The following is a 20,873-nucleotide window of genomic DNA, read 5'->3' as shown; positions in this document are numbered from 1 at the left end:
CCGACCGTCCCGCCGGCACCGACTTCGGCACCGGCCCTCCAGCCATCGGCCGCCGACAGCCTCACCGGCGTCCGTTGCCTGACCTCCGTCCCCGGACCTCTGTCCACCGACCTCCATTCACCTCCCGACCGAGGAACATGACCCACCTCGTCTTCTGAAGGAGCGCACCATGCCTCCCACCGACGCGACCGCCGACGCAGGCCCCGTACCGGTCCACCCCGTCCCACCCGCTCATTCCGATCCCTCCGCTCGCTCGGGTCCCGCCGAGGACACCCGCGACTGCGAGGACACCCTGGATCTCCGGCTTCCCGCCGACCTCCTCACCCTCCTCTCGCAGAAGGCGACCGCCCCCGACCAAGGAAGCGGAGACCTTCCCGCACCGGCGACTCCCGGACGAGCCGCCGCCCCCGCCCACGACCGGGCCGCCACGCTCGACGACGACCGATCCGCCGTACCCGGTCACGACCGGCCGGTCGCCGTCCACGACCAGCTCGGCCCGCTCGACACCCTGGACCTGCTCGACCAGCCGGCCGGCTGGGCTCCCACCGAGACCCCCGTCGGCACCTTCCGCCTCGTACCGGTCGACATCGCACGCGACCTGCCGGTCATCAGCCGCTGGATGAACGACCCCGCGGTGGCCGCCTTCTGGCAGCTGGCAGGCTCATCGGCGCGGACGGAGGACCACCTGCGTGCCCAGCTCGCCGGCGACGGCCGCAGCGTGCCCTGCCTGGGCAGCCTCGACGGCACCCCGATGAGCTACTGGGAGATCTACCGGGCCGACCTGGACCCGCTCGCCCGCCACTATCCGGCCCGTCCGCACGACACCGGACTCCACGTCCTCATCGGCGAAGCCGCCGACAGGGGTCGTGGACTGGGGTCCGTCCTGCTCAGAGCCGTGGCCGATCTCGTACTCGATCACCGGCCCGCCTGCGCGCGCGTCGTCGCGGAGCCCGATCTTCGCAACACCCCCTCCCTGGCCGCCTTCCTCGGCGCGGGCTTCCGCTACGCCGCCGAACTCGACCTGCCTGCCAAACGGGCCGCCCTCATGATCCGTGACCGGCCCCTACGTCATCTGATGTAGCGCTGAGTGATGGCGCGTACACATGTAGTACGAAGCGGCCGCCGATCAAGTTCCCGGCCCGCGAAGAAATTCGGACGCAGGCAGAAGAAGAAGCAGGCAGAAGAAAAGGACCCAGGTGACGCCCCCCGCCTGCCCCGCGCCCTGCCCGGCCTTCCCGTGCTCCGGGCCCGACCCGCCCCCTCCGGAGCACCCCGCCCGGTCCCGGCCCCTGTCCTCGCCGTGATCGCCCGATTGTCAGTGCCGGGCCGTAGGGTGGTCGCGCTATGACGAAGCCCTCTCTCCCTGAACTCCTGCACGCCGCTGTCACAGCTGTCGGCGGTACGGAGCGCCCCGGCCAGGTGACCATGGCCGAATCGGTCGCCGAAGCGATCGACGACGGATCCCATCTGCTGGTCCAGGCCGGCACCGGCACCGGAAAGTCCCTCGGCTATCTGGTGCCCGCGCTGGCCCACGGGGAGCGGGTCGTGGTGGCCACCGCGACCCTCGCCCTGCAGAGACAGCTCGTGGAGCGGGACCTGCCGCGTACAGTCGACTCCCTGCACCCGCTGCTGCGCCGCCGCCCGGAGTTCGCGATGCTCAAGGGCAGGTCGAACTACCTGTGTCTGCACCGGCTGCACGAGGGCGTACCGCAGGACGAGGAGGAGGGCCTCTTCGACCAGTTCGAGGCGGCCGCCCCGACCAGCAAGCTCGGCCAGGACCTCCTGCGGCTGCGGGACTGGGCGGACGAGACCGAGACCGGTGACCGTGACGGCCTCACCCCGGGCGTCTCCGACAAGGCCTGGGCGCAGGTGTCGGTCTCCTCGCGGGAGTGCCTGGGCGCGTCCAAGTGCGCCTACGGCCCCGAGTGTTTCGCCGAGACGGCCCGCGAGCGCGCGAAGCTCGCGGACGTCGTCGTCACCAACCACGCGCTGCTGGCGATCGACGCCATCGAGGGTGCCCCGGTGCTCCCGCAGCACGAGGTGCTGATCGTGGACGAGGCGCACGAACTGGTCTCCCGGGTCACCGGCGTCGCCACCGGCGAGCTCACCCCGGGACAGGTCAACCGGGCGGTCCGGCGCGCCGCCAAGCTGGTCGACGAGAAGGCCGCCGACCAGCTCCAGACCGCCGCCGAGGGCTTCGAGCGGCTGATGGAGCTGGCCCTGCCGGGCCGCCTGGAGGAGATCCCGGAGGATCTGGGCTATGCCCTGGCGGCGCTCAGGGACGCCGCCCGTACGGTGATCTCCGCCATAGGCACCACCCGCGACAAGTCGGTCCAGGACGAGGACGCGGTCCGCAAGCAGGCACTGGCCTCGGTGGAGGGCGTGCACGACGTGGCGGAGCGGATCGTGAACGGCTCCGAGTGGGACGTCGTCTGGTACGAACGCCACGACCGCTTCGGCGCCTCCGTGCGGGTCGCCCCGATGTCCGTCTCGGGCCTGCTCAGGGAGAAACTCTTCGCGGACCGCTCGGTCACCCTCACCTCGGCGACGCTCAAGCTCGGCGGCGACTTCAACGGCGTGGGTGCCTCCCTGGGGCTCGCCCCGGAGGGCACCGAGGGCGACGACCTGCCGCAGTGGAAGGGGGTCGACGTCGGTTCCCCGTTCGACTATCCGAAGCAGGGCATCCTCTACGTCGCCAAGCATCTGGCGCGTCCCGCCCGGGACGGCGACCGTGCCGACATGCTCGACGAACTGACCGAGCTGATCCAGGCGGCCGGCGGCCGCACCCTCGGCCTCTTCTCCTCGATGCGGGCCGCCCAGCAGGCCGCCGAGGAACTGCGCGTCCGGATCCCCGAGTACCCGGTGCTGCTGCAGGGCGAGGAGACCCTCGGCGAACTGATCAAGAACTTCGCGGCGGACCCGCGGACCTGCCTCTTCGGCACGCTCTCCCTGTGGCAGGGCGTCGACGTGCCCGGCCCCAGCTGCCAGCTGGTGGTCATGGACAAGATTCCGTTCCCGCGCCCGGACGACCCGCTGATGAGCGCCCGGCAGAAGGCCGTCGAGGACGCCGGAGGCAACGGCTTCATGGCGGTAGCCGCCACGCATGCCGCGCTGCTCATGGCCCAGGGCGCGGGCCGGCTGGTCCGGGCGTCCGGTGACCGGGGCGTGGTGGCCGTGCTCGATCAGCGGCTGGCCACCGCCCGGTACGGCGGTTATCTGAAGTCGTCACTGCCCGACTTCTGGTATACGACGGACCGTAACCAGGTCAGGCGATCGCTGGCCGCCATCGACGCGGCGGCGCAGCAGGCGGAGGCGCAGTGATCGGGGGTTAGCCTGACCCGGCGCCGGGTCAGGCTAACCCCCGATCGGAAAGACGCGGTCGCCGGGGGTCCGGGGCGAGGTGGTCCCGGATGCTTCCGGACAGTGCAAGACCCCGGAACCGGCGCAGAGGTCCCGGGGCCCGATCGGAGGGCGGGCGGAGTGACCGCCCGCCGTCGGCGTCAGACGCGCCGCAGTACCGCGACGACCTTGCCCAGGATGGTCGCGTCGTCGCCGGGAATCGGCTCATAGGCCGCGTTGTGAGGGAGGAGCCAGACGTGGCCGTCCTCGCGCTTGAAGCGCTTGACCGTGGCCTCGCCGTCGAGCATGGCCGCGACGATGTCGCCGTTCTCGGCGACCGGCTGGCGGCGGACGGTGACCCAGTCGCCGTCGCAGATCGCGGCCTCGATCATGGAGTCACCGACGACCTTGAGCACGAACAGCTCGCCGTCGCCGACCAGCTGCCGGGGGAGAGGGAAGACGTCCTCGACGGACTCCTCGGCGAGGATCGGGCCACCGGCGGCGATCCGGCCGACCAGCGGGACGTAGGACGCGGCCGGCTTGCCGGCGGTGTCCGTGGGCTGCACGCTCACGGCCTGGTCCGAGCCGCGCACCTCGTACGCGCGCGGGCGGTGCGGGTCGCGGCGCAGGAAGCCCTTGCGCTCCAGCGCCATCAACTGGTGCGCCACCGAGGACGTGCTGGACAGCCCGACGGCCTGGCCGATCTCGCGCATCGACGGCGGGTAGCCCCGGCGCTGCACCGAGTCCCGGATCACCTCGATCACCCGCCGCTGCCGGTCGGTCAGGCCCGAGCTGTCCGCCCGGATGCCTGGAGGTCGGCCCGGTAGGGACCGCTTGTGTCCCTCGGGGTTCACGGCTTCGTTCATGGCATGCACCGGGTCGAGTCGGCCCTGGGAGCGGTCCTGGGCGGTGATGGTGGCACTGTCTGCGGTCGTGGTCACGTCGGCCCCTCTCGATGGTCTCCCTGCTGGACAACGGTAGTTGCTTTCGAAAGGTTGCGCCAAACACACGTTCGAGTGAAAAACCGCGGTTCACCGTACGCGACCACATGTTTGGGTGTATGGCTCACGCGGCACCCGGCGGACAAAAGGTTCCATTGCTGTACTCTTCACCGCCGGACCGATGGCCTTGTGGGTGCGCCCAGTCTGCCATCCGGACCGCCGCCCACCGGGACCACTGCCCCCATCTGCGCCGGAGTCGCACGTGACCTCCGTGCGGCGCCCACGGTATCTCCGTATCCGCGGTAGCGGTACGTGTGCGACACGCGCAACCTGGCGATGTATCAGCCAATCACCACATCTAGTGGTTGGATTTCGAAGGCGGCCCACAAGTTGTGGTCCCCCGGGTCTCCGGCGGCTCTGAGATCGCCTATGCTTGGGGCTGCTTCGCGGGGCCCGAGTGGCCTGGCGAGGTCATCGAGTCTGCTGTGAGGAGGGTTGGAGATCATGCACTGCCCCTTCTGCAGGCACCCCGACAGCCGTGTGGTCGACAGCCGTACGACCGACGACGGCACGTCGATCCGCAGGCGCCGCCAGTGTCCCGACTGCTCCCGTCGTTTCACGACCGTGGAGACGTGCTCGCTCATGGTGGTGAAGCGGTCCGGAGTGACCGAGCCGTTCAGCCGTACCAAGGTCATCAATGGCGTGCGCAAGGCGTGCCAGGGGCGGCCCGTCACCGAGGACGCGCTCGCGCTGCTCGGCCAGCGGGTCGAGGAGGCGGTGCGGGCCACCGGAAGCGCCGAGCTGACCACCCACGACGTGGGGCTGGCCATACTCGGCCCGTTGCAGGAACTCGACCTCGTCGCCTACCTGCGGTTCGCCTCCGTCTACCGGGCCTTCGACTCGCTCGACGACTTCGAGACGGCTATCGCGGAGCTCAGGCAGGCGGCACAGGGCCCCGTCGCGGACGACGAAGACGCGGGAGCGGGGAGCCAGGAAGACGACGGGCCGGGCGGAGGCACCCGCACGCCCGAGCCCGTCCACATCACCGGCTGACGGGCGGACCGGAACCGGGCGGAGGACTCGGATCCGGTTGTCGGACGGCGATCCAGGACTTGTCGCGGATGGCAGCTGAGGGTGTCCGCGACGTGACTACAGAACAGCGTGTCACGGGAACATCGTGGCATTTCAGGGCGTTTTCGCCCGTAGAGGGAGGCGGCATGACAGAGACGGCGAGCGGTCCGGCACGGAGTTCCCGCGCGAAGGGAACCAAGGCCACCAAGGGACTGCGTATCGAGCGCATCCACACCACCCCCGGCGTGCATCCGTACGACGAGGTGAGCTGGGAGCGCCGTGACGTCGTCATGACCAACTGGCGCGACGGCTCGGTCAATTTCGAGCAGCGTGGCGTCGAGTTCCCCGACTTCTGGTCGGTGAACGCGGTCAACATCGTCACCAGCAAGTACTTCCGGGGCGCCGTCGGCACCCCGCAGCGCGAGACCGGCCTCAAGCAGCTGATCGACCGCATCGTGAAGACGTACCGGAAGGCCGGCGAGGACCACAAGTACTTCGCCTCACCCGCCGACGCCGAGATCTTCGAGCACGAGCTGGCCTACGCCCTCCTGCACCAGATCTTCAGCTTCAACAGCCCCGTGTGGTTCAACGTGGGCACGCCGCAGCCCCAGCAGGTCTCCGCCTGCTTCATCCTGTCCGTCGACGACTCCATGGAGTCGATCCTCGACTGGTACAAGGAAGAGGGCATGATCTTCAAGGGCGGCTCCGGCGCCGGCCTGAACCTCTCCCGGATCCGTTCCTCCAAGGAACTGCTCTCCTCCGGCGGCAACGCCTCCGGCCCGGTCTCCTTCATGCGCGGCGCGGACGCCTCCGCCGGCACCATCAAGTCGGGCGGCGCCACCCGCCGCGCCGCCAAGATGGTGATCCTGGACGTCGACCACCCCGACATCGAGGACTTCATCAAGACCAAGGTGACGGAGGAGGAGAAGATCCGCGCCCTGCGCGACGCGGGCTTCGACATGGACCTGGGCGGCGACGACATCACGTCCGTCCAGTACCAGAACGCCAACAACTCGGTCCGCGTGAACGACGAGTTCATGAAGGCGGTCGAGCAGGACGGACAGTTCGGTCTGCGCGCCCGGATGACCGGAGAGGTCATCGAGGAGGTCCAGGCCAAGAGCCTGTTCCGCAAGATGGCCGAGGCCGCGTGGGCGTGCGCCGACCCGGGCATCCAGTACGACGACACGATCAACCACTGGCACACCTGCCCGGAGTCCGGCCGCATCAACGGCTCGAACCCCTGCAGCGAGTACATGCACCTGGACAACACGTCCTGCAACCTCGCCTCGCTGAACCTGATGAAGTTCCTGAAGGACGACGGCAAGGGCAACCAGTCCTTCGACGTCGAGCGCTTCGCGAAGGTCGTCGAGCTGGTCATCACCGCGATGGACATCTCCATCTGCTTCGCGGACTTCCCGACCCAGAAGATCGGCGAGAACACCCGCGCCTTCCGCCAGCTCGGCATCGGCTACGCCAACCTCGGCGCCCTGCTGATGGCGACCGGCCACGCCTACGACTCCGACGGCGGCCGTGCGCTGGCCGGTGCCATCACCTCCCTGATGACCGGCACGGCGTACAAGCGCTCCTCCGAGCTCGCCGCGGTCGTCGGCCCGTACGACGGCTACGCCCGCAACGCGGACGCCCACAACCGGGTCATGCAGCAGCACGCCGACGCCAACGCCGTGGCCGTCCGTACGGACGACCTGGACACCCCGGTGTGGGCCGCTGCCACGGAGGCCTGGCAGGACGTGGTCCGCCTCGGCGAGAAGAACGGTTTCCGTAACTCCCAGGCGTCCGTCCTCGCCCCCACCGGCACCATCGGTCTCGCGATGTCCTGCGACACCACTGGCGTCGAGCCCGACCTGGCGCTCGTGAAGTTCAAGAAGCTGGTCGGCGGCGGCTCGATGCAGATCGTCAACGGCACGGTCCCGCAGGCCCTGCGCCGCCTGGGCTACCAGGAGGAGCAGATCGAGGCGATCGTCGCCCACATCGCCGAGAACGGCAATGTGATCGACGCCCCCGGCCTCAAGCCGGAGCACTACGAGGTCTTCGACTGCGCCATGGGCGAGCGCGCCATCTCCCCGATGGGCCACGTCCGCATGATGGCCGCGATCCAGCCGTGGATCTCCGGTGCCATCTCCAAGACGGTCAACATGCCGGAGACGGCCACCGTCGAGGAGGTCGAGGAGATCTACTTCGAGGCCTGGAAGCTCGGCGTCAAGGCGCTCGCGATCTACCGCGACAACTGCAAGGTCGGCCAGCCCCTCTCCGCCAAGACCAAGGAGAAGGAGAAGACCGAGGTCACCGAGAAGGCCGAGGCGACCATCCGCGAGACGGTCGAGAAGGTCATCGAGTACCGCCCGGTCCGCAAGCGTCTGCCGAAGGGGCGTCCCGGCATCACCACGTCCTTCACCGTCGGCGGCGCCGAGGGCTACATGACGGCCAACTCCTACCCGGACGACGGCCTGGGCGAGGTGTTCCTGAAGATGTCCAAGCAGGGTTCGACCCTCGCGGGCATGATGGACGCCTTCTCCATCGCGGTCTCCGTCGGCCTCCAGTACGGCGTGCCGCTGGAGACGTACGTCTCGAAGTTCACCAACATGCGCTTCGAGCCGGCCGGCATGACGGACGACCCGGACGTGCGGATGGCGCAGTCGATCGTCGACTACATCTTCCGTCGCCTGGCGCTGGACTTCCTGCCGTTCGAGACGCGCTCCGCGCTCGGCATCCACTCCGCCGAGGAGCGCCAGCGGCACCTGGAGACCGGTTCGTACGAGCAGTCCCTCGAGGACGCCGACGTCGACGTCGAGGGTCTGGCCCAGTCGGCGCCGCGCGCCCAGGAGCTGAAGGCCGTGGCGTCGCCGAAGGCCGAGGCCGAGGTCGCCAAGCCCGCTCCGAAGCAGGCCCACACCAGCGCCGAACTGGTGGAGATGCAGCTGGGCATCCAGGCGGACGCTCCGCTCTGCTTCTCCTGCGGTACGAAGATGCAGCGGGCCGGTTCCTGCTACATCTGCGAGGGCTGCGGCTCGACGAGCGGCTGCAGCTGACGCACTGACATGAGATGAAGTAAGGGGCGTCGGCCTTGGCCGACGCCCCTTACCGCTGCTCCGGTTCCCTTGCCGTCACGGCCGGCCGAGGCCGCCCATGGCACGGGTGAAGTCCTCCGTGTCGTCCTCGAAACCGTGCAGGCCGGGCCGGAAGCTCCAGGAGCCCGAACCGTCGCGCACGAACTCCGCGACGGCGGCCGCCGTCGCCCCGAGGACCGAGCCGAAGTCGTCCTCCGCCAGCACGTTGTAGCCCTCCCGCACGCGTACCTCCGGATTCAGGACGTTCACGAACGTCCGGTGCGCGGAACGCTGCTGGATGACGGCCCCGACCACCACGCGGGTGTACCGGGCGTCGAGCCGGTCGAGTTCGAGCGTCATCACCTCGTCCCAGCCGAAGCCCTTGCCGTCCTGGCTGTCCCGGTTGAGAAAGATCGTCCCGTCGGGCGAGCGGCTGTCGAAGTGCACGAGGTACGCCGGGCTCCCGTACGGATCGTCCGCCGTGTACGTACCGGCGATGATGTCGAGATCCGTGGGCGGCTGCCCGGCCGGACTGGGATCCCACTTCAGCGCGACCTCGACCTTGCCGATCGCCTTGCTGAAACCGCTCATCACGTGTCCCCTTCCCCCGGGAGATCCACTACCCCAACTACGGGGCTGCCAAGGCTCTTTGTCCATCGTGCCATGTACGCGGGGGCGCGTGCGCGGGTGATCTCCGCCGGAGCGTGACCGGCGCCACGTCCCTTGGCCTTACGATGGCGCGGTGCTGGTCAAGTGGATTCGCTGCACCGTGGTGGACCGCCGCGGCTTCGAGCGGGGGCAGCGGAAATGGGCGGGGCTTCTGGGGGAGCCGGGATTTCGGGGACAGGGCGGTGGCTGGAGCCGGCAGCGGGCCGGAGTGGCGCACACCTTCGCCTTCTGGGAGAGCCGTGCCTTCTACGACTCCTTCATGGCGCGCTCGCACGACCGTCTGGCCGCGTCACAGGCCGGTACGTTCAAGGATCAGCAGGTCAGGCTGTTCGAGTACCGGTTCGACGTGAAGACCGGTTTCGAACCGCGCTTCACGGACTCCGACCTGGTCCGGGTCGCCCACTGCCGGGTGCGCGAGGACCGCGTCGAGCACTTCACGCTGATGCAGGAGAAGGTCTGGAACCCGGCGATGGCGGGCTCCCCCGGCATGATCCGAGGCATGTTCGCGGAGGCCCCGGCCAACGAGTTCATGATCCTTTCGATGTGGCGGGCCGCCGCCGAACACGGCAAGTACCGCACCGAACGAGTGGAGCGTCTGGCACTGCGCGCCCAGACGGAGACCGACATCACGGCCCTCACGGGCGACATCGTGGAGCTCGAACCGAGCTGGATCGTGTGAACCTCCAACCCGGATATGTGTGACCTACGCCGTATGAGGCCCTTCCGAGTGCTCGATTTTCCGCCACTCAATCTAGGGTTTTGGCATGGCACGACCACGGCGCATCGTCCTTGTCCGGCACGGCGAGTCAACCGGCAATGTCGACGACTCCGTGTACGAGCGGGAACCCGACCACTCACTGGCCCTGACCGAGCGGGGCTGGCGGCAGGCCGAGGAGACCGGAAAACGCATCCGGGAGATCTTCGGCCAGGAGCCCGTCAGCGTGTATGTCTCCCCGTACCGCCGTACACACGAGACACTCCGCGCCTTCCACCTCGACCCGGACCTCATACGCGTGCGCGAGGAACCCCGGCTGCGCGAGCAGGACTGGGGAAACTGGCAGGACCGCGACGACGTACGGCTGCAGAAGACCTACCGGGACGCCTACGGCCACTTCTTCTTCCGCTTCCCCCAGGGTGAGTCCGGGGCCGACGTGTACGACCGGGTCGGCGGCTTCCTGGAGAGCCTGTTCCGCAGCTTCGAGGCGCCGGACCATCCGCCCAACGTGCTCCTGGTGACCCACGGACTGGCGATGCGGCTGTTCTGCATGCGGTGGTTCCACTGGACGGTCGCGGACTTCGAGTCGCTGTCCAACCCCGGGAACGCCGAGATGCGCATGCTCGTTCTCGGGGACGACGGCAAGTACACGCTCGACCGGCCGTTCGACCGCTGGCGGGACCCGGAGGTCAACTGGATGAGCGGCTAGGCTGGCCGCGATGACCCTTTCCTCCGAATTTCCGAACGCCGGGCGCCTGGAGCGCGCCCTGGCCAGCCTGCGCGGGCTCGCGACCGGCGACGCGCTGGGCTCCCAGTTCTTCGTCCCCGTGAACTACCCGCTGCTCCAGCGCCGCGAGCTGCCACCGGGCACCTGGCAGTGGACCGACGACACCGAGATGGCCTGCTCCGTCGTCGCCATTCTCGCCGCCCACCACCGCGTCGACCAGGACGCGCTCGCCCACTCCTTCGCCACGCACCACGACTTCGACCGGGGCTACGGTCCCGCCGTCAACCGGATGCTCCGGCTCGTCAGGGAGGGCGGCGACTGGCGCGAACTGGCCGCCGCGCTCTTCAACGGGCGAGGCTCCTGGGGCAACGGCGCGGCGATGCGGATCGCACCTCTGGGCGCCTGGTACGCGGACGATCCGGAGCAGGCCACCCATCAGGCCGAGATCTCGGCCTACCCCACGCACCAGCACCGCGAGGCCGTGGTCGGCGCCATGGCGGTCGCCGCGGCGGCGGCCCTGGCGGCGGCACCCGACGGCCCGCCCGGCCCCGAGGAGCTGCTCGACGGGGTCGTGGCGCTCGTCCCCAGGAGCGCCGTCGGCCAGGGCCTGCGACGCGCCCGCGACATGCTCGATTACGACGACGCGGGCACCGTGGCGGCCGTCCTCGGCTGCGGGCGGCGCACCAGTGCCCATGACACCGTCCCCTTCGCCCTCTGGTCGGCGGCACGTGCTCTCGGCGACTACGAGACGGCGTTCTGGACGACCGCCAGAGTGGGCGGCGACGTGGACACCACCTGCGCGATCGTCGGCGGCGTGCTCGCTGCCGGCGCGGCGGGAGCGCCCCCGGTCGCGTGGGCGGAGCGGACGGAGGCGCTGCCGCAGTGGGCGCCGACGGGTGCCGGGGCGGGTGACGGCAGCGCGTCCGCGTAGTGCCGGCGGTGCCGGTGCTCAGGGGGCCGGAACTCTCCGTGCCTGACGGGAACTCTGCGTGACCGTCGCGCGTTTTCCCGGCATCCCCTCCGCGCTCCGTCCGAGTGCGGAGGACGAAGGCGAAGGAGAGAGCCGAGTCGCGGGGGAGGTGCCGGCGGTGTGGGCCGTGACGGCTTTGCTGATGATGTTCGTGGCTCGGTGCGCCGTGCCGCGGTTCGCCGTGGTGCGGACGGCTGGACCACCGCCTCCGCCGCCTGTGCTGTGGCGTCGGTCCGGCCGTCCACGGCTTCGCGCGGGCCTGGCGGGGCCGTCAGCCCAGGCCGGGACCGGCCGTGCCCGCGAGGGCTTCGAGGTCGCTCTTCCTGACCTTGATCACCAGCCAGGCGGTGAGCAGGCCGAGACCGGCCATGGCGGCCGCCGGGACGAACGCGGTCGAGATACCGTGCGCGAGCACCTCGTGCCCCCAGGGTGCGGGCAGCTGGTGGGTCTTGGCGAACGCCGCCTTCTGCTCCTGCGAGCCATCCGCGAGGAACTTCGGCAACTGCTTGTTCGCCTCGTCCTTGCTGGCCGAGCCGAAGACCGTGGTCAGGATCGACAGCCCCAGCGAACCGCCCACCTGCTGCATGGCGTTGAGCAGTCCGGAGGCGGCTCCGGCCTCGTGAGGTGCGACCCCGGAGACCGCTGTGACGGTCGCGGTCACGAAGTTCAGGCCCATGCCGAAGCCGAAGACGAGCATGGGTCCGAGGATCCCGCCGAGATACGAGCTGTCGGGCTTGATGAACGTCTGCCAGGTGAGGCCGACGACCACGAGCGCGGAGCCGGTCATCATGAACGGCTTGGGACCGAGCCGGGGCAGGAACCGCTGCGACAGACCGGCACCGACGGCGATCGCCACCGTCACGGGCAGGAAGGCGAGGCCGGCCCGGATCGGGCTGTAGCCCAGCACGTTCTGCACGAACAGCACGATGTAGAAGAACATGCCGAACATCGCGGCGGCCAGGCTCAGCATGATCACGTAGGTGCCGGAGCGGTTGCGGTCGGCGAACATCCGCAGCGGGGTGATGGGTTCCTTCGCCCTGGCCTCGATGAAGACGAACGCCAGCAGCAGCACCACCGCGACACCGAAGGACCCGAGGGTCAGCGAGTCGCGCCAGCCGTCCTCCGCGGCCCGGATGAAGCCGTACACCAGCGAGACCATGCCCAGCGTGGAGGTCAGCGCACCCGCGATGTCGAACCGCCCGGGATGCCGCTGGGACTCGTTGATGTACTGCGGGGTGAGGGCGACGATCAGCAGCCCGATCGGCACGTTCACGAAGAACACCCAGCGCCAGTCGAGCCAGTCGGTGAGCATGCCTCCGGCCAGCAGGCCGATGGCACCGCCGCCCGCGGAGACGGCGGCGAACACGCCGAACGCGCGGTTGCGTTCGGGTCCCTCCGGGAAGGTGGTGGTGATCAGCGCCAGCGAGGTCGGCGACGCGATCGCGCCGCCCATGCCCTGCAGGGCGCGTGCGGCCAGGAGCTGCCAGGGTTCCTGGGCGAGACCGCCGAGGAGCGAGGCGAAGGTGAAGAGCAGGATGCCGGTCATGAACACCCGGCGCCGGCCGAGGATGTCACCGGCCCGCGCGCCGAGCAGCAGCAGGCCGCCGAAGGTGAGCGTGTAGGCGCTGACCACCCAGGTGAGGTCCGTGGTGCTGAACTTGAGTGCGTCTTGAATGTGCGGGAGCGCGATGTTCACAATCGTCGCGTCGAGTACGACCATCAACTGGCAGGCGGCAATCACGGTGAGCGCGATGCCGGGGCGGCCCTGCCTGCGGGCCGCACCGGGTTTCTGATCGGGTATCAATTGAGAGGTTGTCACGGTGGATCCCCCACGAAGGTGTTAGTGAACGCCCGCGTTCACTGTCGCGTCAACGGTAGTGAGTCCTCGGTAGAGAACGCAAGCGTTCACTTAATGCGCGTCGCGCGCCGCGTCCCCCTTCGTCGTCGCGTGCCGTGCCCGACCCCCGCTCCGGAATCCCCGCCTCCCCTCGCTCGCTGGAGAAACTCAGATGGAAACCTCGCGCTGGACCGCCGCTCCTCCCAAGGCGGCGTCCCCCAGGCGGCGCGGCGCGGTCCTCGAACGTGCGATCCTGGACGCCGCCTTGGAGCAGCTCAGTACGGTCGGCTGGAACGGCCTCACCATGGAGGGCGTCGCCGCGGGCGCGCAGACCGGGAAGGCCGCGGTGTACCGGCGCTGGTCCTCGAAGGAGGAACTGGTCGCCGACGCGTTGCAGGCGGGTCTGCCGCGCCTGGAGGAGGCGCCCGACCTCGGAAGTGTGCGCGACGACCTGCTGGCCCTCTGCCGGCAGGCCCGGGACGCGATGTTCTCGCGCCCCGGGTTCGCACTGCGGTCGGTGATTCACGAATGCGATCCGACACAGGTCGAGCGGTTCCACGGCGTGATCTTCGACGGTGTCGTGGGGCCCACCACCAAGCTGATCGGTGACATCGTCCGCCGTGGTATCGAACGGGGGGAGGTGCGCGCGGACGCCGTCAACGAGTACGTCCTCGACGCGATTCCGGCGATGATGATGTACCGCAACAAGATTTCTGGAAGCGAATGGAGCGACCAGGATCTTGAGCGGATGATCGACCACTTCATGCTTCCGCTGCTCCGGTCACGCGGGGCCTGATCCGCCGCTCCGGCGGCCCGCGCACCCGAAGGGAAGGGCGGGGTGTCGCTCGGGGATCGGCGCGGCGTACCCTGAGGTCGCCATGCCGTACGAACCGCCTACTCACACCGTCGAGCGCTCTCTGCGCGCCACGACCGGAGCGAAGGTCATCGCCGGTGTCGACGAAGTGGGGCGCGGCGCCTGGGCCGGGCCCGTCACCGTCTGTGCCGCGGTCACCGGTCTTCGCCGACCCCCCGAGGGTCTCACCGACTCCAAGCTGCTGACCGTCAAGCGCCGCACGGAACTTGCCGAGGTGCTCCGGACGTGGGTCACGGCCTACGCCTTGGGCCATGCCTCGCCGGAGGAGATCGACAGCCTCGGGATGACGGCCGCGCTGCGGCTGGCCGCCGTCCGTGCGCTGGAGGCCCTTCCGGTCCGTCCGGACGCGGTCATCCTCGACGGGAAGCACGACTACCTCGGTCTGCCGTGGCAGGTGCGTACGGTCATCAAGGGTGACCGATCGTGCGTGGCCGTCGCGGCGGCCTCGGTGATCGCCAAGGTTCAGCGCGACAAAATGATGGCCGAACTGGGTATCGACCATGCAGACTTCGGATTTGCGGACAACGCCGGGTATCCGTCGCCCGTGCACAAGGCCGCACTGGAGGAGCGGGGGCCCACCCCGTACCACCGGTTGTCGTGGGCGTATCTTGATGCGCTGCCCCAGTGGCAGCACCTCAAGAAGGTCCGCAGCTGGGCGGAGGGAAGCGTTCCGGAGATCGAGGGTCAGCTCGGCTTCGACTTCTGACGTTCCAGTCGCACTGTTGTGCCACCCAGTTCACGTGACCTGCACCAACGTTTGATAGATATCAGCTCATGCCTCTCATTCCCGAGGAGCCTCAGATTCACGAGAGTGCCCAGGGTCCCCGCGCCACTTCGGCCAGTGGCCGTACCGCGCCGACCCCTCGTCCCGTACCCGGCCCCCGCCCCGTGGCTCCGCCGCGTCCCGGTCGTCCCGGCCCTCTGCGGCCCACGCCGCCGGTGCAGCGCACGCCGCGTGACACGGCCAAGCCAGGCCCGTCCGGCCCGGCCGTGCCCGCCGCGGCAGCGGCGGCCCCGCAGATCCAGCTGATCCCGGCATCCGTCGAGAGTGCTCTCGACTCCGCCGAGGAGGCAGTGGACCTGCTTCTCGACTCGGGCCGTGCCCCCGGTGACGTGCTGGTGATCACCACCGGTACGCAGCATCCGTGGGCCGGCCACGAGCTGTCCTTCGGTGAAGCCTCCTACTGGGCGCAGCACGACGCGGGTGACGACGTCTTCTACACGGACGCCGCCGTCGCCTCCCGTGCCGCGACCCGCCCGGTCGTCGTGGTCGCCGTCAACGGCGGTCCCGACGACGTCGCCGCCACCGCCCTGCCGCTGGCCCTCTCGCGGGCCGGTGCCCTGCTGATCGTCTGCGGCGACCCGCAGCGGATCAACTCGGTCCTCGGCGTCGGCGTCTGAGTCACTCGCGGCGCCTCTGGACTCCGGAGGTACCCGAGTGCGCTCGGTGGCGTACTCGCACGGTGGTGCCTTCGGCATGCCCGGACACCTGGCGAGGCACACGGGTGCCGGGGACGCCGCCGTTCGGCGGGCGGAAGATCCGGAACGCGGGCACCGGCCGGATCCGCCGAACGCCCGGACGGGCCTGCGGTCTTCCGGAGTCAGGAGAGGGCTGTGTCACCCCGCCGAGGCATCTCGCGCGGCCCGCTCCGGCCGTGCCCGGCGATGCGTGCTCGGCCGGTGCCCCCACGTGGGGGGGCCGGCTTCAGCGGGCGGCCGCGCGCCGCAGCACCTCGGAGACGGCGCCGCCGGTACGCGGTGACAGGGGCGGGGCCTCTGACAGGGCAAGCGGTTCGGGAGGCGAGTCGGCGTTCGGGCGCCGCCCGCCGCGCCCTTCACCGAGCACCTGCCAGCCGTCATGGGTGAGCGTGATGTACGACCCGCAGCGCAGCCCGTGCAGTGTGCAGGCGTCCCGCAGCCCCCACATCCAGGCGCCGTCCTCCTCCGTCCAACGCCCGTCCCCCTCGCGGCAGTAGAGCAGTACGGCGGTCCGCACCGGGGTGCGGCGGCGCAGATCGTGCGGGATGACCCGGCGCAACTGCGCGAGCAGCGCGTTGCGGAACATCCAGCCGTCGGCCGGTGCCGGGCGCCTGATGAACGAGGCGCTGGCGCAGAGACGTTCCTCCGGGTCCAGGACGGCCACGATCGCCGTCGAAGGCTTGGGACGGTGCCTGGCGTGCAGCCCGCTGACCACCTCACGGGGGTTGCGCAGCAGCGGTATACCGGCATCGGCCCACTCCGCCGGTTCGAGCAGGCGGCTGGCGGAAGCGGCGGACGCGGACGTCGACAACGATGCTGTCGAGGACGGAGCGAATCCGAAGGTCACGTTCCTCCCTTCGGCTACGCGCCCACACAGCGGGCGAGATCGGATTCGGGGGAGCGCGCACCGCAGTAAGGCCCAACCGGATCACGGACGAGCCGTGCGGGGAGCGGACTTCAATTCTTCCTGTCGAACTTGATTGCGGCAACGAGCAAATGGGGCCACCGACCGCTATCTGGCGGTCCGTGACTTATATCCCTACCCAGTGAGGCCCCCGAGGACGCAGCGGCGTCCGAGCCGGACCCGTACGGGCACCGCACGCGATCCCCTATGCGAACAGAGCCGGGCCCGTCATCCCTGAACGGCCAGGACCAGCGGCAACACTCCGCGCGCCCCCGACCTGCGCAGCAGACGGGCCGCGACCGCCAGCGTCCAGCCGGTCTCGGTGAAGTCGTCCACCAGCAGCACCGGCCCCTCGGCCGCGGCGAGCGCGGCGGACAGGGCGGGCGGCACGGTCAACGCGCCGTCCAGGGCCTTGAGGCGCTGGGCGCTGTTGCTGCGTGAGAGATGCGGTGCCTCTCCTGCGTACTCCACGGAACCCAGCAGGGGCAGTCTGCCGATCTCCGCGATGCGGGCGCCCAGGGAGTCGATCAGGAGGGGCCGGGAGCGTGAGGAGACGGTGACCACACCGACGGGGCGCGGCTGCGCCTCGGCCGCGCCTGGGGCCCACCCGCCCGGACCCTTCGCCCAGTCGGCCAGGACATCGACCACGGCACGGGCGACATCGTCCGGAACGGCCGTGTCCGGTGCCTGGGGCGCGAGCAGCGGCCGCAGCCGGTTGCCCCAGCCGATGTCCGACAACCGTCCCAGGGCCCGCCCCGGCGAGGCCTGTTCACCGGCCGGAATGCGGCCCTTGAGGTCGATGCCGATGGCCGGCAGGCCCGTCGGCCACATCCGGCGGGGCTCCACCTCCACACCCGCGCGGCCGAGATCCACCCGTGCGGCGTCCAGGGCGGCGGTCGAGGTGTCCGCCGTGAACCGCGGCGTCGCGCAGTTGTCGCACCGGCCGCAGGGCTTCGCGCCCTCGTCGTCGAGCTGGCGCTGCAGGAACTCCATCCGGCAGTCCGTCGTGGCCGCGTACTCACGCATCGCCTGCTGCTCGGCCGCCCGCTGCCGGGCCACCCACTCGTACCGCTCGGCGTCGTACGTCCACGGCTGACCGGTCGCGATCCACCCGCCCTTGACCCGCTTGACCGCGCCGTCCACGTCGAGAACCTTCAGCATGGTCTCCAGCCGCGAGCGGCGCAGTTCCACGAGCGGTTCCAGCGCGGGCAGTGACACGGGGCCGGCGGCGCGGGAGAGGACGTCCAGGGTGCGGCGCACCAGGTCCTCCGAGGGGAAGGCCAGCGAGGCGAAGTACTCCCAGATGGCCTCGTCCTCCCGGCCCGGCAGGAGCAGCACCTCGGCGTGCTCGACACCGCGTCCCGCACGGCCCACCTGCTGGTAGTAGGCGATGGGGGAGGAGGGCGAGCCCAGGTGCACCACGAACCCGAGATCGGGTTTGTCGAAACCCATGCCGAGGGCCGAGGTGGCGATCAGGGCCTTGACCCGGTTGCCGATCAGGTCGTCCTCGGCCTGCTGCCGGTCGGCGTTCTCCGTCTTTCCCGTGTAGGACGCCACCGTGTGCCCGCGCTGCCGCAGGAAGGCGGTGACCTCCTCGGCGGCGGCCACGGTGAGTGTGTACACGATGCCGGAGCCCGGCAGATCGTCCAGATGATCCGCGAGCCACGCCATCCGGTGCGCGGCGTCCGGCAGCCGCAGCACACCCAGGCTCAGGCTCTCCCGGTCCAGCGGGCCGCGCAGCACCAGCGCGTCCGAGCCACCGCCGGTCCCCAGTTGCTCGGCGACGTCGGCGGTCACGCGGGCATTGGCCGTGGCGGTGGTCGCCAGCACCGGCACACCCGGCGGCAGCTCGGCGAGCATGGTGCGCAGCCGCCGGTAGTCGGGACGGAAGTCGTGGCCCCAGTCCGAGATGCAGTGCGCCTCGTCGACGACGAGCAGCCCGGTCGCGGCGGCCAGCTTGGGCAGGACCTCGTCGCGGAAGTCGGGGTTGTTCAGACGCTCCGGGGACACCAGCAGGACGTCGACCTCGCCGGCCGCGATCTCCGCCTGGATCGCCTCCCAGTCCTCGGTGTTGGAGGAGTTGATGGTCCGGGCGTGGATGCCCGCCCGGGCCGCCGCGCCGACCTGGTTGCGCATCAGCGCGAGCAGCGGAGAGACGATCACCGTGGGGCCGCTGCCCGCGGCGCGCAGCAGTGAGGTCGCCACGAAGTACACCGCGGACTTGCCCCAGCCGGTGCGCTGCACCACCAGGGCCCTGCGCCGGTCGGCGACCAGTGCCTCGATGGCCCGCCACTGGTCCTCGCGCAGCCGGGCCGCGCCCGTGTCGTCGCCGACGAGACGGGCGAGGACGGCATCCGCCCGCGTCCGGAGTTCCGCGTTGCTCGTGTGCTCCATGCGTCCCATACAACAGGACGGGACCGACAGCCGGGCGGCCTGTGGACGAGCGGGACCGGCTTTGGCGTGTCCCTGATTCGAGTTGTCCACAGGGCAAACCGGAATTTGATGATCCGCGAGATCGTCGGCGCATGACGAATCACAGCGAAACCACAGGACCCTCCGAAAACGGCGACATCACCGGAGCCGCCGACCCCCTCGGCTGTTCTACCCACGGCACTCAGATCACCCTGCGCACCCCGGCAGAGCTGGCCGACGCGTTGCCCTATCTCCTCGGCTACCGCCCCGAGGAGAGCATGGTGCTGGTGGCCCTGCACGACCGCGGCGGCCGTGGCCGGTTCGGCGGCCGTGCCCGGCTCGGCATCCCCGCCCACACGGACGACTGGGAATCGGCCGCACGCCAGCTCGCCCAGGGCCTGGTGGCAGGCAGCGAACGGCGCGGGACCCGCCCCGAGCGGATGGTGGCCTACGTCTGTCAGGAGCCGTCGCCGGGGGAGACGGGCCGGGACGTCATGCGCCGGCTCGCCCCACTGGCCCAGCTGCTGCGCACCGAGTGCGGTCGCCTCGACGTGCCGGTGATCGAGGCGCTGTGCGTGTCCGAGGGCCGCTTCTGGTCGTACTGCTGCCCTGCGGACGAGTGCTGTCCTGCGGAGGGCTCGCCCATGGGCCTGCCCGGCACCTCCGTCCTCGCGGCAGCCGCCACCTACGCCGGGATCCAGGTGCGCGGCACCCTGCGCGAGCTGCGAGCCAGGCTGCAGCCCTGGGAGAGCGGCGCGGCGCCGGAACAGGAGGCCGCCCTGGACCGCGCCGGAATGGCCATGGTGCCGCGCATTCTCGACGAGGTGTCGCGCGCGGAAGTGGCCGAGGAGACACTCGCCCTCGCCGAGCAGCTCAAGGACCGCTATGCCGCGGCCGTCCCGGTGTCCGGCATCCACCAGGCAGACCTCCGCGACGACGCCCTGCTGGACCACGGTGAGGCCGCGCGGCTGATCCTCGGGCTGCAGGACCGCGTCACCCGCGACCGGGCGGCCGCCTGGATGGAGGGCGACCAGGCCGGACCCGCCCTGCGCCTGTGGCGAGCCCTCGCCCGCCGCTGTGTCGGCTCGTACGGCGAACACGCCGCCGCGCCCCTGACCCTGGCCGGCTGGGTCGCATGGTCGACCGGCGACGAACTGGAGGCGCGGGAGGCGCTGGCGATGGCCTTGGGCGCGGATCCCGAGTACCTCTTCGCCCGCCTGCTGCACCGCGCCTGCAACGAGGGCCTGGACCCGGAGTCGATCCGCCGCTGCCTGCGCGCGGGATCCACACAGTCCACCGGTTCTATGGTCCGCGAGCCGGCGGAAAGCCCGGCAGCCATCGGCGCCACCGCCGCGGACGATGTGAGCGACCCCCAAGACCCGATCGACCCGATCGACGGCCTCGGACAGATCGGCCCGGTCGACCCGGCCGACGGCCTCGAACCGACCGCGCCTGCCGCGCCCGGAACCCGACGCCGTCGCCGCCCACGCCCGGAGGGCGGCCCCGACCTGCGGCTGCCGCGGCCGCAGAGGTCCCGTCCGCGCCCGACAGAAGCGGGACCCGCCCGGACCCGCCCCGGGGTGTCCGGACCCGGCGCGGGCAAGCGCACCCGAGATGCGGACAGGACCCGCCTCCGGGGCGGCCGGACCGCGCGGGAGGACTCACCCGCCCGCAAGGGCCGCGGCGAGGACGACGAGTGAACGGGGGCCGATCACTGGCGGCACAGGGACGGATTCGGGGCGGTGCTGTCCGGCGCTGGGCACGGATCCTCGTCGGACTGGAGCGGTTCCGCGACCGCTCACCTCTTGGCCGGCCCGGCAGCGGATCGTCGGTCCTCGGCGCCCGCAGGCGCCGGCGGGGCGACGAGCCG

At 70.5% G+C, this 20,873-nt stretch carries 16 protein-coding genes; 11 read left to right on the top strand and 5 right to left on the bottom strand.

What is annotated here, in order from left to right; all coding sequences use genetic code 11:
- Positions 1 to 169: 169 nt before the first annotated feature.
- Positions 170 to 1,081: a GNAT family N-acetyltransferase gene (locus ACIQOE_RS13400; protein WP_401411457.1), complete on the top strand. Its 912-nt coding sequence runs from the start codon at positions 170 to 172 to the stop codon at positions 1,079 to 1,081.
- A 263-nt stretch (positions 1,082 to 1,344) separates the two neighbouring features.
- Positions 1,345 to 3,321 (top strand): ATP-dependent DNA helicase, encoded by a 1,977-nt coding sequence (locus ACIQOE_RS13395; RefSeq protein ID WP_351326706.1) that lies wholly within the window; start codon positions 1,345 to 1,347, stop codon positions 3,319 to 3,321.
- A gap of 179 nt (positions 3,322 to 3,500) precedes the next feature.
- On the opposite strand, the gene lexA is transcribed toward ACIQOE_RS13395, so the two are convergent.
- The gene (lexA, locus tag ACIQOE_RS13390; RefSeq protein WP_089104346.1) at positions 3,501 to 4,280 is read right to left on the bottom strand and encodes a transcriptional repressor LexA; all 780 of its coding nucleotides are present in this window, start codon (positions 4,278 to 4,280) and stop codon (positions 3,501 to 3,503) included.
- Between the two features lie 504 nt (positions 4,281 to 4,784).
- Here lexA and nrdR point away from each other — a divergent pair.
- Positions 4,785 to 5,333 (top strand): transcriptional regulator NrdR, encoded by a 549-nt coding sequence (gene nrdR, locus ACIQOE_RS13385; RefSeq protein ID WP_362644292.1) that lies wholly within the window; start codon positions 4,785 to 4,787, stop codon positions 5,331 to 5,333.
- A gap of 164 nt (positions 5,334 to 5,497) precedes the next feature.
- Positions 5,498 to 8,398, top strand: coding sequence for a vitamin B12-dependent ribonucleotide reductase (locus tag ACIQOE_RS13380; RefSeq protein ID WP_351326710.1), 2,901 nt, complete (start codon positions 5,498 to 5,500; stop codon positions 8,396 to 8,398).
- Between the two features lie 75 nt (positions 8,399 to 8,473).
- On the opposite strand, the gene ACIQOE_RS13375 is transcribed toward ACIQOE_RS13380, so the two are convergent.
- Positions 8,474 to 9,007, bottom strand: coding sequence for a TerD family protein (locus ACIQOE_RS13375; protein ID WP_365560430.1), 534 nt, complete (start codon positions 9,005 to 9,007; stop codon positions 8,474 to 8,476).
- Between the two features lie 151 nt (positions 9,008 to 9,158).
- On the opposite strand from ACIQOE_RS13375, the gene ACIQOE_RS13370 reads away from it, so the two are divergent.
- The 3 genes from ACIQOE_RS13370 to ACIQOE_RS13360 all read left to right on the top strand — a co-directional run bounded on the left by ACIQOE_RS13370 (position 9,159) and on the right by ACIQOE_RS13360 (position 11,458).
- Positions 9,159 to 9,764, top strand: coding sequence for a YdbC family protein (locus tag ACIQOE_RS13370; protein WP_351326713.1), 606 nt, complete (start codon positions 9,159 to 9,161; stop codon positions 9,762 to 9,764).
- A gap of 85 nt (positions 9,765 to 9,849) precedes the next feature.
- Positions 9,850 to 10,509 (top strand): histidine phosphatase family protein, encoded by a 660-nt coding sequence (locus tag ACIQOE_RS13365; RefSeq protein WP_351326714.1) that lies wholly within the window; start codon positions 9,850 to 9,852, stop codon positions 10,507 to 10,509.
- Positions 10,510 to 10,519: 10 nt separating this feature from the next.
- Positions 10,520 to 11,458, top strand: a complete 939-nt coding sequence (locus tag ACIQOE_RS13360) for an ADP-ribosylglycohydrolase family protein (protein WP_365560427.1) — start codon at positions 10,520 to 10,522, stop codon at positions 11,456 to 11,458.
- A 310-nt stretch (positions 11,459 to 11,768) separates the two neighbouring features.
- On the opposite strand, the gene ACIQOE_RS13355 is transcribed toward ACIQOE_RS13360, so the two are convergent.
- Positions 11,769 to 13,316 (bottom strand): MFS transporter, encoded by a 1,548-nt coding sequence (locus ACIQOE_RS13355; RefSeq protein WP_401411452.1) that lies wholly within the window; start codon positions 13,314 to 13,316, stop codon positions 11,769 to 11,771.
- 190 nt (positions 13,317 to 13,506) lie between these two features.
- On the opposite strand from ACIQOE_RS13355, the gene ACIQOE_RS13350 reads away from it, so the two are divergent.
- From ACIQOE_RS13350 to ACIQOE_RS13340, 3 genes are all read left to right on the top strand, one after another.
- Entirely contained in the window at positions 13,507 to 14,130 is a 624-nt protein-coding gene (locus ACIQOE_RS13350) for a TetR/AcrR family transcriptional regulator (protein WP_401411450.1), read from the top strand.
- 82 nt (positions 14,131 to 14,212) lie between these two features.
- Positions 14,213 to 14,914 (top strand): ribonuclease HII, encoded by a 702-nt coding sequence (locus ACIQOE_RS13345; RefSeq protein WP_362180872.1) that lies wholly within the window; start codon positions 14,213 to 14,215, stop codon positions 14,912 to 14,914.
- A 68-nt stretch (positions 14,915 to 14,982) separates the two neighbouring features.
- Positions 14,983 to 15,609 (top strand): hypothetical protein, encoded by a 627-nt coding sequence (locus ACIQOE_RS13340; protein WP_365560418.1) that lies wholly within the window; start codon positions 14,983 to 14,985, stop codon positions 15,607 to 15,609.
- Between the two features lie 304 nt (positions 15,610 to 15,913).
- On the opposite strand, the gene ACIQOE_RS13335 is transcribed toward ACIQOE_RS13340, so the two are convergent.
- Together ACIQOE_RS13335 and ACIQOE_RS13330 are read right to left on the bottom strand one after the other, a co-directional pair.
- Positions 15,914 to 16,534, bottom strand: coding sequence for a hypothetical protein (locus tag ACIQOE_RS13335; protein WP_362644285.1), 621 nt, complete (start codon positions 16,532 to 16,534; stop codon positions 15,914 to 15,916).
- 285 nt (positions 16,535 to 16,819) lie between these two features.
- The gene (locus tag ACIQOE_RS13330) at positions 16,820 to 18,985 is read right to left on the bottom strand and encodes a RecQ family ATP-dependent DNA helicase (protein WP_401411448.1); all 2,166 of its coding nucleotides are present in this window, start codon (positions 18,983 to 18,985) and stop codon (positions 16,820 to 16,822) included.
- A 131-nt stretch (positions 18,986 to 19,116) separates the two neighbouring features.
- Between ACIQOE_RS13330 and ACIQOE_RS13325 the strand changes: the two genes are divergently transcribed.
- Positions 19,117 to 20,703, top strand: coding sequence for a DUF4192 domain-containing protein (locus tag ACIQOE_RS13325; RefSeq protein ID WP_401411446.1), 1,587 nt, complete (start codon positions 19,117 to 19,119; stop codon positions 20,701 to 20,703).
- The last annotated feature ends 170 nt before the right edge of the window (positions 20,704 to 20,873 follow it).

Origin of the sequence: Streptomyces sp. NPDC091282, from assembly GCF_044757385.1 — a bacterium.
Classification (GTDB): Bacteria; Actinomycetota; Actinomycetes; order Streptomycetales; family Streptomycetaceae; genus Streptomyces; species Streptomyces gramineus.
This window is presented reverse-complemented; position numbering and strand designations above follow the sequence as displayed.